Genomic DNA, 16,717 nt, shown 5'->3' with positions numbered 1-16,717 from the left:
GGGGTTGTGGCTCCCGCAGGCGGGTCGCGGTGACTGCGCGTGTGGTGGTGGATCGGGTTTCATCGCGTGTCGTCGAGTAGGTCGGCCCGTGGAGGTGATTTCCGGTCAAGCCCAAAGACGAACGACGCCGTCGGCGAGCTGCACGAACTGCCGGGCGCCCGGGTGGTGATGTGTGGGGGAGAAGCCGGGAACGACACCCAGGAGCTTCCCCACGACCGGATCCCATGTCGACAAACCGGAGTCATCGCCACTGAACAGGTAGGTGCCATCGCTGAAGAAGCGCCCGGTCGGGCCCTCGAACGCAATGAGTTCTACGGCCGTCGGCATTCGCCACAGTCCGCCCTGACCGGTTCGACTCGTATCGAAGATCCGTGCCCCAGGCTGCATGACATCGTCGTCATCGCCGAGCCCCTCGACGGCGACCCGGACCGAGTCGATCCAGGTCATGGCGTGATCCCAGTAGTACTCCCGGCCGCACACATCTACTCGGCTCGGACCGTCCTCGGACTCCCATTCGTTGCCCTCGATCCATTGGTCAAGGCCCCATACCGAGGGGATTCCGACTGGATGCCACATCCAGCCGTCGTCCAGGATCCGCTTCCCATCAGGGCTCACATACAGTGCGCCGTGGAAGTAGTCGAGGTAATGCTCCGGCACGGCATCCCCGTCAGCAGGCCCGGGGAGCAACCGATCAGTCAGCAGCACCCCCGTTTGCGCGTCCGAGACATCCAGCCGGTTCCAGGCAGAGCGGTGGACAACGACGCAACGGCCACGGCTTTGCGCGAACTCCAGCGAGAACGGCACAGTCTCTTCGTGACCGCCCTGGTTGTCCAAGGTCAACGTAACCTCGCCGGTCCGCAGGTCGATCACCTCACCGAAGCGGCCGTAGTCGTTGACCACAGCAGCGAACATGCCGTCGTGGGAAGCATGCAGGCGCCTGCGAAGCCGGTGGCCGTTCCATGGTCGGCGGTCGGACTCCGCCGCAAGGGTGGTGGTCCCGACAACCTCATGATCACCGGCTGCCACGTCCCACCGGCTGATCGTGCCGTCCTCGCCCAGTGCCAGCCACACAGGCCGTTCGCGATCGCGCACGGGCGCCAGATCGACGATCGCACCCAAACGCAGTGGCATCGACACCTCACGGACGGCGTCATCACTACCGATCACCGCTGACCCCCACCCCTTTCCGCGAAACTGAGCCGACAGCATATCCGGGGCGTGACTTACGGATTGTCGTGATCAGACCAACGGCTCTGACGGAGATCCCGCAGGGCGCACATCACGCAAAGCAAGCCCTCGCCTCGCGACCGTGCAACCACTACTCGCAGTGAGGCAGTCGAGGGAGCAACAACCTTGCGGTCGTGCCAGGCAAGTTCGGATCAGCAGGCGTGCTCATGAACACAATGCACCTCCAAGCCGTCTGCGCGGCGCCGCGAGAGCGGTCACTACCGGTCCGGCGGCCCGGGGAGGGCGGCCAGCAGGTCGGTGACCTCTTCGGCGTTTGCGGACAGGCCCGCCTCCTCGTATGCCGTGCGGGCCTGGTGCCAGTGGTCGCGGGCGCTGTCGGGGTGGCCCGTGGCGGCGTCCAGGCGGCCGAGGCGGTCCAGGGTGCGGGCCCGGCCGAGGGTGTGGCCCAGCTGGTGGTAGGTGTCCAGCGCGCTGTCGTAGCGGGCGCGGGCCGCCGCGTGGTCGCCCTGCCACATCGCGGTGGTGCCGAGGTTGTGCAGGGTGTTTCCGACGGCCTGGCGGTCGCCGAGTTCGCGGAACAGCGTCAGGGCGGCCGTGTAGTGCGCGGTCGCCCGCTCGTGGCGGCCGTCACGGCGGGCGGCCGTGCCCAGACTGTGCAGGGTCATGGCTTCGCCGGCGCGGTCGCCGAGCCGGCGGTAGAGGTGGAGTGCCTGTGCCAGGGTCTGCTGGGCGCGGTCGAAGTCCTGCATGTGCTTGAGCAGGTCACCCCGGTCGTAGAGGGCCAGGACCTCCTGGGCGCTGCCGGGGGCGACCGACCGGACGAGGGCCAGGGCCGTGTCGCACACCTCCAGGGCGGCGGCCCAGTCCTGTTGGCGGCGCAGGAACCAGCTCACGTCGTGGGCCAGGGACAGGGCCACCGCCGACCGGCCGTGCAGCAGGGCGAGTTGAAGGGCCGACCGCAGGCTCGGCCGCTCGACGTCCAGCCAGCTCTCCGCGTCGTCGTCCCGCCTGGCCTCCCGGGCCGCCGCGACGATCCGTTCGGTGCAGTTCCGGGCGGCGTCGCGGTAGTGGGTCAGCAGCCGGTCGACGGCGGCGCCGACGCTCCGGCCCTGGTCCAGGGCCTCGTCCTCCTCCCGGCGGCGGCGCTCCGCGAACAGGCGCAGCAGGTCGTGGAAGCGGACCGCCCCGCGCGGCTTGCCCGGTTCGAGCATGTGGGCGGCGCGCAGTGCCCGGAGCAGTTTCCCGGCTGCGGGCACGGGCAGTCCGGCGAGTGCGGCGGCGGCTTCCGGGCTGACCTGCTGGCCGAGGTTGACCGACAGCAGCCGGAACATCCTGGCCTCCTCGGGGGTGAGGCCGGCGTACGAGAGCTCGAAGGCGGCGGTCACCGAGCGGCCCCCGGCGTAGGACAGTTCGTCCAGGCGCCCGGCCCGGTCGCGCAGCGCTGCCGCGAGTTCGCCGACCGACTGGTCCGGGTCGCCGGCCAGGATCGACGCCACGACGGCCAGGGCCAGCGGGAGATGCCCGCACAGGGCGGCGAGCTCGTGCACGGCGTCGGGCTCGTCCAGCGCCCGGGTGTCGTCGGGGCGGCGGACGCCCAGCGTGCGGACGATCAGCGCCGCCGCCTCCTCCGGCTCCAGGACGCCGATGTCCACGATCCGGGAACCCGGCAGGTCCCCCAGGGTGTGACGGCTCGTCACGAGGACACGGTGGACCGGCGAACCGGGCAGCAACGGCACCACCTGCTCCGTCGACGAGGCGTTGTCGAGCACCACCAGGACCGCGTGGCGGCGGGCGGCGAGCTCCGCGAGCCTGGAGCGGTACAGCGCCAGCCTGCCCTCCGGGCTCGGCGGGAAGAGCTCGTCGGGGACGCCGAGGGCGCTCAGGAAGGTGGCGAGCGCGGCATCGGGCCGCACCCGGCGCTTCTCGTCGTAGCCCTGGAGGTCGGCGAACAGCACCCCGCCGGAGAACCAGCCCGCCGACAGGGCGTCATGGGCGGCGCGCAGCGTCAGGGCCGTCTTTCCGACCCCGGCCGCGCCCGCCAGCGCGGACACGACGACCGGAGAACCGTCCGCACCGGGACGCAGCGCGGCGACGACGCCGCGCAGCGCCGCCTCCCGCCCGGTGAACTCCGCCACCGCCGGTGGCAGGCCGGCCAGCGCGGTGGGGGCCGGGTGCGCAAGGTGCAGCTGCCCCACCTGCCCGGCCTGGACGACCGTGCCGACGACGGTCCCGCTCACTTCGTTCAACACCTCGTACACGCCCTCTTTCTACCCCAACAACCGCAGCCGGGAGTAGGGTTCCGGCAGCGGGCCGTCAGCATCGGTGCGCGCCACGAGAATTGCACTCCGGGCCGCCCAGCGGCTGGCCCCCGGGGCAGGCGCATCCCCAAGGCCCGCCGGACCGGCTGGCACCCGGCACCCGCATCCTGCGCCCCACCCTCGTGGACGTCCACCGCTACACCGTCCCGGACGCTGCACGGTGAACGGGGAGCGGCCACCAGGACCGGGGACGATCGTCAGCGTTCCCACGACGCCAGCCGGGCACCGCGCACCAGCGGATCGCGGCGGCCCAGCGACGGTAGGCGCCCACCCGGAGGCCGACACTCCGAATTCGGCCAGGATGCCGGGCCCGGTTCGGTGACGCCCCGCATCCATGACCCCGGCCCGCACCCGGGGCAGCAGCGCTCGGCGCACCGCGGAGCGGCGCCCCACAGGCCGACGTTCGCTCTCCCGTCGCCCGATGGACCGGTCGGCGACCACGGTCGGCCTGGCGCTCGTGCGGGAGCGCGGCGGCGCGGCGCACGGTCGGTGACGACTGTTGCACTTGGCAGCAAACGTGAATGATGGTGTGGCTTGAATTCATTCTGGTTTGTGCGACGTGAGTCTGCCAGTGTTGCGGCCGCGCCACCGAGCAGCGTCCGTGACAGCGGGGGTCGGTGGCAGACGGAGGCTCAACGCCTCGGGGACTCGGCCCGGTTCGCCACAGGTGCCGGTGCGAGGACCTTCCCTTCCACCTGTCCTCAGCGGAGTACTCTCATGGATCTCAGGAAAATCGTGGTCGCCACCGCCCTCGGCGCGGCCGTCCTCACCGCCGTCCCCGCGCTGGTCACCCCGCACCGCGCGTACGCCGACTCCTGCTACGAGGACGGCATGACCACCTGCGACGACCCGGGCGACCCGGGCGACAGCGACCCCAGCGGCGGCGGTGGCGGCGGGGACGCGATCGACGTCAGCAGCTCGCCCGGCGACGGCCCCATCCAGCAGGTCGTCATCTCGGGGACCCGCGTGCCGGTCATGCCCCCCGACCCCGCCAGCCCGGGCATCCCGATGAGCTACGGCGGTGGCGGCAGCGGCAGCGCCCCCGGCGCCCAGGTCTGGAGCAAGGGCCAGAGCTGGCCCGTCAAGCAGAACTGCTACAAGAACAACTCCGCCTCGGTCGCGAAGCTGTCCGACAGCTCCACCTACACGGTGACCTACCAGGTCAGCACCAACATCTCGGCCGCGGCCGAGTCGGTCCTCACCGCCTCCCTCGGCACCCAGCTGAACACCTCGATCGCCCGCACCACCGGCATCGAGGTCACCCTCAACCCCGGCCAGAGCTGGCAGTTGAGCGTCCAGTACCAGACCGTCGTCTACGCGGTGACGACGCAGAACTGGCTCGGCCAGTCCAGCACCGAGTACGTCAACGTCACCGAGCCGACCGGCCTGGTCACCGCGGCCTCCTGCTGATGTCCGACGGCTCGACCACGGCGGTGGTACGACGGGTCATGCCCGTCGTACCACCGCTCGACGCCCGGGCGATCCCCGACGCCGCCCACCGCGAGGCGCTGGCCGCGTTGGCCGACCTGACCGGGGCCGCCGCCCGGCTCGGCGATCCCGACCTGTTCCACCGTCCCCGCCTGCGCCGCCTGCTGCACCGGCGCCACCTCGCCGGGACCGACCCCGAGCAGCTGGCCGAGCAGCTGGCCACCGCCGCCGAGAGCCGGGTCGCGGCGGGCCTGCTGGCCGTCCACTCGGTCCGCGCGGAGCTGGCCGAACAGCCCGGCCGGCGCCCCTGCTTCACCCCGGACGCGCTCGCCGACCTGCACGCGGCTCTGGTGGCGGGCGACCCCAACATCCCCTCCCCCGGCGGCTTCCGGCGCTCCAAGGCCCGGGTGACCTGGCCCGACGGACGCGTCGTCATCGTCCCGGTCGCCCCGGGGGCCGAGCTGCGCACGCACGTCGAGCGCTGGAACGCCTGGGGCACCGCCACGGTCAGTGCCCCGCTGGACGCCGCGGCACTTGCCATGGCGCAGCTGCTGACGATCCATCCGTTCCCCGATGCGAACGGGCGGATGGCCCGGCTGCTCGGCCAGTGCGACCTGGTGGCGGCCGGCCTGCTGCCCGGACTGCTGCTCGACCTGGACGGCTGGGTGCCCGCCCACCGGATCGAGCACGACGAGGCCCTGGTCGCCGCGTCCGACGGCGAACTCTCCCGCTGGGGCGAAGTGTTCGCCCGCGCCGTCACCGAGACCGCCCGGCACCGCACCGCGACAGTGCGGCACTACGGCGCGCTGCTCGACGAGGCGATCGGGCGGGCCGCCGGCGATCCGGCGGCCGCGGCCGTGCTCGCGCAGCTCGCCGCCACCCCGGCGGTGTCGGCCGGATGGCTGCGCGAGCGGATCCCGTACGATCCTCACCCGCCGCTGGCGCGCCTGGAGCGCAGCGGAGTTCTCGCCGCCCATCCACGCCTGCCCGGCGCGCTGGTCCACCCACAGCTGCTCGCGGTCCTGGACACCCCGTTCGGCGAGAGTCCGGACAGCCGGTCCTGACGCGGTGAGCCCGCCCGTGACTGCGACGCGTGTCACACGGCGCGGTTGCGACCGAACCACCCGCCCGACCCGTCTCTGGCAGCGGAACGGCCATGCGCCCGTCGGAGGATTTCGGCACCCCGCACGCAGGAACCCCGGCGGCCACGGCCCGTGACAGACCATCCGCAGCACAGGGGGCGGCTCAGCCGACCGAGCCTCCCTGGGGAACAAGGAGCCGCCGTGGCGACCCATCGCCGTCCGAAGCAGCCGAGTCACGCCCGGGTCGTCGTGCTCAGCGCCGCCGCCGCGGCGACGGTCGCCCTCTCCGCGCAGGGCGCGTGGGCGGATCCGCCGCCGTCCAGCACGGACGTCAAGGCGCAGCTCGACGGACTGAACGCGCAGGCGGAGCGGGCAACCGAGCAGTTCGACGGCGCCAAGGAGAAGTCGGACGACCTGCGCCTGCGGGCCTCCCAGCTCCAGGACGAGGTCGCCCGCACCCAGGCACAGGTGGGCGTGCTGCAGGAGGGGTTGGCCTCGGTGGCCGGCCAGCAGTACATGCGGGACGGGCTCGACCCGTCCGTGCAGTTGATGCTCAGCGCCAACCCGGCCGGCTATCTCGACCAGGCCACCACCCAGCACCAGGCGAACGTCAGCGAAGCCGAGACGCTGAAATCCCTCCAGCAGGCCGAGCGTGCCCTGAATCAGCAGAAGCAGGAGGCCGCGACCACGCTCGCCCAGCTGGCGACCACCACCACCGCGCTGAACACTGCCAAGGCCCAGGTGCAGGCCAAGCTCCAGCAGTCGCAGTCGCTGCTCAACTCACTCACCGCCGCCCAGCAGGCAGCGTTGCGGGCGGCCCAGCAGGGGGCCGACGGCGGTGAGGCCTCCCGCGGCAGCTCCCGGGCCGACCTCGCCGCCCTGCCGCAGGCCTCCGGCCTGGCGGGAAGCGCGGTCCAGGCGGCGCTCAGCCGGCTCGGTGACCCCTACCTCTGGGGCGCCGGCGGCCCGACCGCCTTCGACTGTTCGGGCCTGATGCAGTGGGCCTACGGGCAGGCCGGCATCCACCTGCCGCGCACCTCCCAGGAGCAGGCCACGGTGGGCAGCGCGGTGCCGGGCCTCGCCCAGGCCCAGCCGGGCGACCTGGTGATCTACAACGCCGAGGACGGCCCCGAGGGCCACGTCGGCATGTACATCGGCAACGGCCAGGTGGTGCACGCGCCGCACGCCGGCGCCGTGGTGCGGATCATGCAGGCCACCGCGATGCCCATCGCCACCATCCGCCGGATCTGACCTTCGCCGACCCCGGAGGGCTCAGGGCGTGGCGAGGCCGCTGCGCCGGGAGAGGGCGTCGGAGGTGCGGACCGTGATGTAGAGCGAGGCCGCGAGGGTGAGGACCAGCAGGACGCCCACGGCGAGGATGCCGCCACTGGAGACGGCCGGCGGGCTACCGGCCTGCGAGCGGGCGGAGCCGCTGAGGAAGGGCACGACGGCCAGCACACCGACCCCGAGCGCGACCTCCAGCCAGACCACCCTGGGGAAGTGACGCAGCGTCAGGTCGAGGAGGGAGGCCGCGGAATCGGCGCGGCGGGCCCGGGCGATCCGGGGCATCAGCCAGAACTGGTTGACGCCGCCGGCCACGACCATGGAGAGCACCAGCGCGACCTTGACGAGCAGGAAGGTCCCGTAGGTCGTCGTCCACAGCTGGCTGATCCCGCCGACGTGCTTCCAGCCCATCCACAGACCGGAGGTGAGCACCGCACCGACGCAGACCAGGGCGACCAGGCTGAACCGGCGCCAGAGGTCGGCCCACAGCACGCCGGCGTTCTCGCTCAGCCGGCCGCGGGCGGCGGCGAGGGTGGCGAGCAGGGCCAGACCGCCGACCCAGACGGTGCCGCTGACGATGTGCACCTGGTCGAGCAGCGGGTCGAGCACGTGGTCCGCGTCCTTGGGCGCGGTGACCGGTATCCCGGCGACGAGCGTGCCGGCCAGCGCCAGCGGCAGTGCGGTCAGGGCGAGAACGTCCAGGTGCCGCCTGACCCGTGGGACGAACAGCGCGACGAGGACGGCGGACGCCAGGAGCAGCACGGCGTTCTGGACCAGGTAGACCGTCCCCTGGGCCACCCAGGTCCCCTTCGCCGCGGGTGCCCGCAGGAAGTCCCAGAGCCGGCCCGGCGCGAGCGAGTCGCCGAGCGGCTTGCTCCTGCCGGCCCGGCGGGCGGCGAGCTCGAAGTAGCCGGCCACGAGCAGGACCACCCCGGCCCAGGCCAGGTAGAGCGACATCCTGCGGCGCAGCGCGGCGGCGTCGGCCGGCTCGTTCTGCGGGGCCCGCAGCGCCGGGCGGACCGCTGCCGCGTAGGTCACGGTGGATCCGACGGCTCCGCACAAGCCGAGGAAATAGCCGGACTTGGTGAGAATCCGGGAGAGGGCAGGGGTGGTGTAGCCGGCCGCGGCGGCCAGGTGGACGAAACTCATGAAGGTGAGGCTAACCTAAGTAACGAGGTGTCTGTCTACACCCCGACTGGGGTATGGTCACTGGCTTTCGGACCCGGGAGCTCGCTGATGATGGTTGAGAAGAAGCTGCGTGAGCTGGCCACGATGGTCGGCACGCACGTTCCGGCGCACGCGGTGCAGGACTACCTCACGTTCGTGGAGGCGAACGAGGCCGAGCTGGGGTTGGGGATCCTCTGCGACTTCCTCTCCGACGAGGAGGAGAGCCTCACCTCGGAGGAGGTGGAGCTGATCCGTGAACTCACCGACGCTCTCGGACTGCCGGCCCGGTACATCGAGGTTGTCGAGGAACTGCGCACCGCGCCGTAGCCGGCCCGGGAAACGGCGGGGCCGCACCGGACGCCGGTCCGGTGCGGCCCGCCGCTCACCGGTTCAGGACAGGATCTCGACGTATCCCTCGGTTCCGTGGACGCGGATCCGCTGCCCGTCCCGGATCAGCCGGGTGGCCCCCTCCACGCCCACGATGGCCGGCAGGCCGTACTCCCGGGCGATCACCGCGCCATGGGTCATCAGGCCGCCCACCTCCGTCACCAGGCCCGCGATGGCGACGAACAGCGGCGACCAGCTGGGATCCGTGAAGGTCGTCACCAGGATGTCGCCCGCCTGGAGATCGGCCTGCGCCATGTCGAGGATGACGCGGGCCCGACCCTCGACGGTCCCGGCGGAGACCGGTACGCCGACCAGGGCGCCGGCCGGCACGTCGTCGCGCCGGTACGCCCCGTTGACGGCGTCCCCCTCCGAGGTGAGCACCCGCGGCGGTGTGAGCGCGTGGTAGGAGCGGAACGCGTCCTTGCGCTGCTGGATGAGCCGGTCATCCACCCGCTGCGAGCGTACGACGTCGTGGAGTTCCTGGAAGGTGAGGTAGAAGGCGTCCTCCCGCTCGGCGAGCACACCGGCCTGCACGAGGCGCTCGGCCTCCCCCAACAGGGCCTGCTTGTAGACGAAGTAGCGGCTGACGATGCCGTACTTCGGGTACTCCCGGTACCCGATGAAGGTGCGGACCCGGTCGATCATCCGCTTGGCCTCGTCGGCCTTGCGGTCCCCGTCCGGCAGCGCCCGCAGGCGCGTCAGCACGTCCTGTTCCTTCCGCCGCGCCTTCTGCCGCCCCTGCTCGAAGCGCCGCGCGGCGGCGCCCGGCTCGAAGATCCTGACGTTGTCGAGGATCACCGGCACGAGCGTGCTGGGGCGCTCGCGCCAGCGCGGCCTGGTGATGTCGATCTCGCCGACGCAGCGCATGCCGTACCGGTCGAGATAGGCCTCCACGGCGTCGCGCGCTTCGGTCCCGCCCGCGAGCTTCGTCAGCTCGTCCAGGAAGCCGTCACCCCGGATTCCCTCGTCCCGGGCGCCCTCCAGGAAGGCCACCGCCTCCGGCAGCGGGCGGATCACGTCCGCGACGTCGAGCAGCGCCAGTCCCATCTCCGAGGTGATGTTGTCGGGGGCGGACAGCGTGAGCGTGTCAGCCGCGTTCTTCTCGCCCAGCCACTCCCCCAGCTTGTCGTTGAGCCACCAGGTGGCCTCCATCCCCGCCATGATCACCTGAATGTTCAGCGGATCACCGAGGACGCGTTTGTGCTCCTCGAAGGCCTCCAACAGGAAGGCGAACAGCGCCGGTCCGCTCTTCGTCCGGATGTCGCGCTCCAGGGCGGCGACGGACGCCCGGCTGCGCTCGATCAGCCCGGTGACGATGGCCGGATCGGTCTCGACCGGGGCGGCCGCAGCGCCGGCCGGCGGCCCGCCGGGACCCGCGTCCGGGAGCGAGGGGACGAAGTCGCCGCGCTCGAGGACGGTCTCCAGAGCGTCCCTGGTCAGCGGATCGCCGCGCCCTATGACGTCCAGGAGGCCGGCCCGGCTCGCGGGCGAGGCCAGCCGCCGGGTGACGTCGACGAACAGCCGCCCGCCGGCCTCGTGCATCGCCACCATGGCCGTCAGCTGCCACATGGAGTACCCCAGCGGCTTCATCGGGTCGGTCATCATCTGCCCGTGGCCGACGGAGACGTAGACGTGGTTCTCCTGGTCGCCGGACTCGGGGACGGGGAACAGTGTTGTGATCGGCCGGCTCTGAACGATCTGGAAGCCGTCGTCGGCCAGGCACCATTCGATGTCCTGCGGGCGGCCGAAGTGCGCCTCGATCCGCCGCCCGAGCCGCACGAGCCGCACGACCTGGTCATCCGTCAGCGCCGGCTGCCGCCGGCGCCGCGAGTCGATCGCCACCTCCCGCGTACCGCCGTCCGGCAGCGCGTGAACGGCACGCTGTTTGGCGGCGATCGCCTTCTCGACCACCTCGCCGTGCCGCACCTTGAAGACGTCCGGGTTCACCAGGCCGGAGACCACGGCCTCGCCGAGCCCGAAGGCGGCGTCGACGGTGGCGACCGTCCGGTTGCCCGTGACGGGGTCGGCCGTGAACAGGACACCGGCCGCCTGTGGGACGACCATCCGCTGCACGACCACGGCCATCTGGACCGTACGGTGGTCGATGCCGTGGCGCTGACGGTAGGTCACGGCCCGCTCGGTGAACAGCGAGGCCCAGCAACGGCTGACGTGCTGGAGGACCGCCGCCGACCCCACGACGTTCAGGTACGTGTCCTGCTGGCCGGCGAAGGAGGCCGTCGGCAGGTCCTCCGCCGTCGCGCTGGACCGGACGGCATAGGCGGCCTGCTCGCCGAACCGGGCGAGGGCGCCGGTGATCGCCGCCGCGAGATCACCCGGGATGGCGGTCTCCTCGATGGTCCGGCGAATCCGTGCGCCGAGCGTGCGGATCGCCTCCCGGTCGTCCCCCTCGGCGGCGAAGCGGGTCAAGCGCGACAACTCGTCGAGCCGCTCGTCGATCGACGGTGCCTGCGCCATGATCCGCCGGAAAGCGTCCGTCGTCACGCAGAAGCCACCCGGCACGCGGACGCCGTCGATCCGTGACAGCCCTCCCAGTTGCGCGCCCTTGCCGCCCACGGCCGCGACCCGCGTGTCGTCGACCTCCTGGAGATCCCACACATACTGCTCGGTCATGGCGTTTCCTCCTGGACAGCCGCACTCCATTGCATCGCGGTGGCCGATCGAATCACCGGCGCCGCGCCGCCCCGCCGAGCGGCCGCAGCTGAAGCCGCACTGCCGGTCGGTCGGTCCAAGTCGACGATTGTGCGCGGTGCCCCGGGTCTTGTGGCAAGCCCCCCGGTGCGCTATATCTTGGAAGTGGCAGGGAGAGGACTCTCCTTGCCTTTGCCATGTGCCGTCATAGTTCCGGTGCGTCGGGTGTGAGGCGGGCGGAGAAGCTGAAGCGGTCGCCCCGGTAGAGCGAGCGCACGCACTCGACCGGGTGCCCGTCGGCGTCCCGGGTGACCCGGTTGAGCAGGAGCATGGGCAGCGCGGGGCTGGTGCCGATCAGGTCCACCTCGCGCGGCGAGGCGAGGACGGTCTCGATCCGCTCGTCGGCCTCGGCGAACACGACGCCGCTCGCCCGCAGGTAGGCGTAGAGGGACGTGGTGGGATCGAACCGGTCGAGCAGGTCGGGGAAGCGCCGCTCGGCCAGGTAGGTGCTCTCGATCCCGACGCGCTCGTCGTCGGCGAGCAGCAACCGTTCGAGGTGCAGCACCGCGGCGCCAGGCGGGACGCGCAGGCGCTCGGCGAGGTTCTCGTGGGCCGCGATCCGTTCGAAGACGATGAGCTCGCGGCCCGGCCTGCGGCCCTGCCGGCGGACACCCTCGGTGTAGCTGGCCAGCGTGAGCGGCTGGACGAACTTGGGGCCCGCGACGACGGTGGAGCGGCCGCGACGCTGAACGCGCCCCTCCAGCCGCAGTTCCCTGATGGCCTGGCGGATGGTCATCCGCGAGACGCCGAAACGCTCGGACAGGACGCGCTCGGTCGGGACGGTGGCGCCTTGGCTGAGGCTGTCCAGGACCAGGGAGATCTTGTTCTTCACCTGGAAGTACTTGGGCGGCTCGCCGTGCTCCGGCACGCCCTCACGGGTGGGGCGCAGCGAGGCGGCGGGTGGAGCGCTGGTCTGGGCCTGGCCTGTGGTCACCCCGTCCAGGGTAGCCCCCGCCCGGTGCGTGCCCGGCGGCGCGCGGGGCGCGGTGCGCGCTGTTCGCCCGATGGTCGCCTGCCGGGCAGCTTCCGGACCAGCCGTGTCCGCCGGCAGCCGACAGCCTGTCGCCGATTGGGCTAGCCCAGTCGAGACAGCACACGGATGCTCTGCGGTTTCGGATCCCGTTCCCTCTGGAGGAACTCGATGCACGGCAAGCTCAGAACGCTCACCCCATGGACCGTACGGGCGGTGACCGCCGCACTGCTGGGCGCGGCGCTGTACGTCCCGGCCGTCGGCCCGGCGGTCGCCGCGACGACCAGCGGTAATCTCCTCCTCAACTCCGGCGCGGAGACCGGGCAGTGCTCTCCCGGTGGCTGGGAGGAGACGACGCTGCCGGGCTGGCAGATCACCTCCGGCGACCCGGTCATCGACTGCTACAACGCGGCGAACGTCGCGAACACCGGCACGCCGGGTGCGCAGGGCGCGTCGTACTTCCAGGGCGGCTCGCGCGGCTCCTCGGAGATGACCCAGCTCACCGACGTGTCCTCGGCCGCCGCGGCGATCGACGCCGGCACGGTGCACTCGACCCTCTCCGCCCAGCTGGGCGGCGTCGGCAGTTACAACGACGCGGCCGCGGTGACGATCACCTACCTGGACGCGTCCGGGGCCTCGCTCGGCACCTCGGCCATCGGCCCGGTGCTGGCCGCCGACCGTTCCAACACCACCGAGTTCCTGCCGCGCAGCGCCACCGCCGCGGTGCCGGCGGGCACCCGCTCGATCCGGACCGCGGTCGACTTCACCATGACCGGCACGCAGAACGACGGCCTGGCCGACGGCCTGTCACTGGCCCTGGACACCCCGGCCACCGCCGCGACGCCGACCGTCCCGGCCTCGACGGTGCCGGCCTACGACCACGTCTTCGTCGTCATGATGGAGAACAACAACTACTCGGCCTCCTCCAACACCGCCGACGGCGGTGCCGGGATCATCGGCAACTCCAGCGCGCCGTACATCAACAACACCCTGCTGCCGATGGGCTCGCTGCTGACGAACTACCACGCCAACACCCACAGTTCCGACCCCAACTACGAGGCCATCGCGTTCGGCAACTCGTACGGGCGCAGCAACCACAGCACTCCCGGCGCCGACTGCATCACCACCCCGGCGTGCGCGGCGACGAACAACGGCCTCAACGACAACCTGGACGCGGCGGGCAAGAGCTGGAAGCAGTACGTCCAGAGCCAGACCAGCAACTGCCAGACGTCGAACAGCGGTAACTACGAGAGCGACGACGTCCCCTTCTACTACGACCCCAAGATGCAGAGCGACAACGCGTACTGCCAAGCCCACTGGCAGCCGCTGCCCCAGCTGCTCAACACCGACCTCGCCGGCACGTCCACGACCCCGGCCTTCGTCTGGGCCGACGCCGACTCGTGCAACGACATGGAGGGCTGCGGCATCGCCCCCGGCGACACCTGGCTCAGCCAGACGCTGCCCACGCTGTTCAACTCCCCCGCCTGGACCCAGCAGAAGTCGCTGCTGGTGCTGACCTGGGACGAGGACGGCAACAACGGGCCCGGCGGCTTCGGCCCCGGCCAGTCCAACCAGGTCGCCACCATCGTCATCGGCTCCCAGGGCACCGTGCAGGCCGGCTACCAGGACGCCAACCGCTACGACCACTACAGCACCGCCCGCGTCATCGAGGGTGCGCTCGGCCTGCCCGCCATGACCAACAACGACCGGTGGGCCACCCCCTACAACGAGGTCTTCACCAACGCCCGGACCGGCGGGAACACCGTGACGGTCGGCAACCCCGGCACGCAGAACGCGACGGTGGGCAGCCCGACCTCCCTCCAACTCCAGGGCACCGACTCGGGCTCCGGCCAGACCCTCGGCTACACGGCCACCGGCCTGCCCGCCGGCCTCACCATCAGCGGCAGCGGCCTGATCTCCGGCACCCCCACCACCGCCGGGACCAGCACGGTCACCGTCACCGCGACCGACACCACCGGTGCCACGGGCAGGGCCGCCTTCAGCTACACCGTCGCCCCCTCGGGATCCTCCTTCACCGTCCCGATCGTCAACCCTGCTGCCGAGAGCGGGAGTTGCCAGAGCACCGAGGGCACCGGCACCCCGGCCCAGTCCTGGACGTTGACGAACGCACCGCAGCAGGTGTGCTACGGCGCCTCCGGCGGCTTCCCGACCGCCACCCAGGGCCCGCAGGCCCCCGCCACCCCCGGCAAGGCCTTCTTCGACGGCGGGGACAGCGCCACCGCCTCGATGACCCAGACCGACAGCGTCGCCGCCCAGGCCGCCCAGATCGCCACCGGCACCCTGCCCTACACCCTCTCGGCCTGGATCGGCGGCTACGCGAGCCAGGGCGACAACGCCGGCCTCACCGCCACCTTCCTCAGCTCCTCCGGCAGTTCCCTCGGCACCGCGAGCCTCGCCCCGGTCACCGCGTCCCAGCGCGGCAACGCCACGGCTCTGCTGTACGAGTCGGCCACCGGCACCGTGCCCGTCGGCACGGTCTCGGTCCGGTTCACCGTCGCCTTCCAGCGCCAGGCCGGAACGGGTGACGACGGCTACATCGACGACATCGCCATGACCTTCGCCAACTAGTGCCGCGTCAGGCAACTTTTGCCCGTCAAGGAGCGGGTCCCCCAGCCTTCGGCCGGGAGGTGCCCCCCTGGTGCGTGCTCTCGGCGTGTCGGCCGGAAGTCCTCGTACTGGACGTACTTGGGCTTTCGGCCGGTGCGGCGAGAGTGCGTGCCGGGCGTCGCGACGGGGCGAAGGTTGCCTGACGCGGCACTAGACCTGCACGGCGGGTCTTTCCGGGCCCGCAGCCGATCGGCAGCCCCGGGTCACCCGGCCCGGGGCTGTCCGGGCCTGCGGGGCCGGGCCTTGGATCTGCGGACCTGGGCGGACAGGGTATGGATCCCGACGTGGTGGCCGCCATGCTCGTGCACCGCTCGGCCGACCCGCCGCTGCTCGGACTCGGCGTCGACGCCGCCGCACTCCCCGTCGCACTGGAGACGGCCACGCGCGCCATCGACTGACGGCAACGGCAGCGGCAGCGGGTCTACTCGTGTCCGGTGAGCATGGCGATCAGGCCGTGGGGGGCGTTTTCGCCGAGCATGAGCTCGTGGAGCTGGGCGGCCGCGGCGGCTTCCTCGGCGCTGCGCGGGAAGAGGGCCTGCTCGTAGGCGGTGAGTGCGGCCTCCACGTCGTCGGGGTGCGCGGCGATGGCCTTGCCGAGTTCGGCGCCGTCGTACATGGCCAGGTTGGCGCCTTCGCCGGACGGGATCATGAGGTGGGCGGCGTCGCCGACCAGGGTCACCCCCGGCACCCGGTCCCACCGGTGCCCGATCGGCAGGGCGTTGAGGGGACGCAGGACCGGCGGGGTCTCGCCATCGGTGATCAACGCGGTGAGCTCCGGCGCCCAGTTCTCGAACTCCTGCGCGACCCGCGCCGCGGCCGCGGCGGAGTCGGTGAAGTCGATGGCGGCCAGCCACTCCTGCGACCTGGCCAGGGCCACGTAGGTGTGGAGGGTCCCGCCGCTCTCCCGGTGGGCCTGGATGCCCTTCCCCGGCACGAGGGCGAACAGCGCTCCCTCGCCGACCGCCTTCGCGCTGGCGGGGTGGCGGGTCTCGCAGTCGAAGAGGTAGGTCTCGACGAACGACGTGCCGACGTACTCGGGTACCGCATCGGAGAGCAGTGGCCGGACTCGCGACCACGCGCCGTCCGCGCCGACCAGCAGGTCGGTGACGACGGTGCTGCCGTCCGCGAAGGTGACCTCGTGGCGACCGTCGCCGAGGGCGCGGATGCCGGCGGCCTTGCAGCCCCACCGGACGGTGCCGGCCGGGAGCGAGTCGATCAGGAGCCGGCGCAGCGCGCCGCGCTGCACCTCGGGGCGTCCGCCCGTGCCGTCGTCGGGCTCGTCCAGCAGCACGGTCCCGTCCGGGGCGAGGGCCCGCGTCGCTTGGCGGCCCTCCAGGATGAGGCCGCGGAACTCCTCGATCAGGCCCGCCGCCCGCAGAGCCGGCTGGCCGTTGTGGTCGTGGATGTCGAGCATCCCGCCCTGCGCTCGCGCGGTCGGGGAGGCCTCCGCCTCGTAGACCGTGGCCGGGACTCCGTGCACGTGCAGGACGCGGGCGAGCATGAGACCGCCGAGTCCGGCGCCGATGATCGTGACGGGAGTGCGCATCGTGGCTCCT

The 16,717-nt window shown here is 72.0% G+C and carries 12 protein-coding genes; 6 read left to right on the top strand and 6 right to left on the bottom strand.

The genetic code is table 11. The features are described from left to right. Positions 1–105: 105 nt before the first annotated feature. Entirely contained in the window at positions 106–1,167 is a 1,062-nt protein-coding gene (locus tag BS80_RS28565; protein ID WP_232246679.1) for a hypothetical protein, read from the bottom strand. Positions 1,168–1,445: 278 nt separating this feature from the next. Next, on the bottom strand, positions 1,446–3,425 hold the full coding sequence (locus BS80_RS28560; protein ID WP_157536652.1) for an ATP-binding protein: 1,980 nt from the start codon (positions 3,423–3,425) through the stop codon (positions 1,446–1,448). A 798-nt stretch (positions 3,426–4,223) separates the two neighbouring features. On the opposite strand from BS80_RS28560, the gene BS80_RS28555 reads away from it, so the two are divergent. From BS80_RS28555 to BS80_RS28545, 3 genes are all read left to right on the top strand, one after another. Next, a complete protein-coding gene (locus tag BS80_RS28555) occupies positions 4,224–4,916 on the top strand; it encodes a DUF6426 family protein (protein WP_157536651.1) in 693 nt (230 codons plus the stop codon). 38 nt (positions 4,917–4,954) lie between these two features. Further along, positions 4,955–5,998 carry a Fic family protein gene (locus BS80_RS28550; RefSeq protein WP_157536650.1) on the top strand — a complete coding sequence of 348 codons (1,044 nt, stop codon included), beginning with the start codon at positions 4,955–4,957 and terminating at the stop codon, positions 5,996–5,998. Between the two features lie 219 nt (positions 5,999–6,217). Then, the gene (locus tag BS80_RS28545; RefSeq protein WP_035803495.1) at positions 6,218–7,267 is read left to right on the top strand and encodes a C40 family peptidase; all 1,050 of its coding nucleotides are present in this window, start codon (positions 6,218–6,220) and stop codon (positions 7,265–7,267) included. Between the two features lie 21 nt (positions 7,268–7,288). Here BS80_RS28545 and BS80_RS38150 read toward each other — a convergent pair whose 3' ends face one another. Further along, positions 7,289–8,449 (bottom strand): copper resistance D family protein, encoded by a 1,161-nt coding sequence (locus BS80_RS38150; protein ID WP_051967305.1) that lies wholly within the window; start codon positions 8,447–8,449, stop codon positions 7,289–7,291. A gap of 87 nt (positions 8,450–8,536) precedes the next feature. Here BS80_RS38150 and BS80_RS28535 point away from each other — a divergent pair, with 87 nt between their 5' ends. Continuing rightward, complete coding sequence (locus BS80_RS28535; RefSeq protein WP_035803493.1) at positions 8,537–8,794, top strand: MafI family immunity protein; 258 nt, start codon at positions 8,537–8,539, stop codon at positions 8,792–8,794. Between the two features lie 63 nt (positions 8,795–8,857). Here the strand turns inward: BS80_RS28535 and rph are convergent, their stop codons facing one another. Together rph and BS80_RS28525 are read right to left on the bottom strand one after the other, a co-directional pair. After that, complete coding sequence (gene rph, locus BS80_RS28530) at positions 8,858–11,485, bottom strand: rifamycin-inactivating phosphotransferase (RefSeq protein ID WP_035803491.1); 2,628 nt, start codon at positions 11,483–11,485, stop codon at positions 8,858–8,860. A gap of 223 nt (positions 11,486–11,708) precedes the next feature. Continuing rightward, on the bottom strand, positions 11,709–12,497 hold the full coding sequence (locus BS80_RS28525) for a GntR family transcriptional regulator (RefSeq protein WP_232246678.1): 789 nt from the start codon (positions 12,495–12,497) through the stop codon (positions 11,709–11,711). Between the two features lie 252 nt (positions 12,498–12,749). Between BS80_RS28525 and BS80_RS38145 the strand changes: the two genes are divergently transcribed. Both BS80_RS38145 and BS80_RS43650 read left to right on the top strand, forming a co-directional pair. After that, positions 12,750–15,122 carry an alkaline phosphatase family protein gene (locus tag BS80_RS38145; protein ID WP_198045642.1) on the top strand — a complete coding sequence of 791 codons (2,373 nt, stop codon included), beginning with the start codon at positions 12,750–12,752 and terminating at the stop codon, positions 15,120–15,122. Between the two features lie 311 nt (positions 15,123–15,433). After that, positions 15,434–15,559: a hypothetical protein gene (locus BS80_RS43650; RefSeq protein ID WP_269676126.1), complete on the top strand. Its 126-nt coding sequence runs from the start codon at positions 15,434–15,436 to the stop codon at positions 15,557–15,559. Positions 15,560–15,582: 23 nt separating this feature from the next. On the opposite strand, the gene BS80_RS28515 is transcribed toward BS80_RS43650, so the two are convergent. Beyond that, positions 15,583–16,707 (bottom strand): FAD-dependent oxidoreductase, encoded by a 1,125-nt coding sequence (locus BS80_RS28515; protein ID WP_035803486.1) that lies wholly within the window; start codon positions 16,705–16,707, stop codon positions 15,583–15,585. Positions 16,708–16,717: the final 10 nt, after the last annotated feature.

Origin of the sequence: Kitasatospora mediocidica KCTC 9733, assembly GCF_000744225.1 — a bacterium.
Lineage (GTDB): Bacteria > Actinomycetota > Actinomycetes > Streptomycetales > Streptomycetaceae > Kitasatospora > Kitasatospora mediocidica.
Note: the sequence above shows the minus strand (reverse complement) of the source record. Positions and strands in the feature narration are given on the sequence as shown.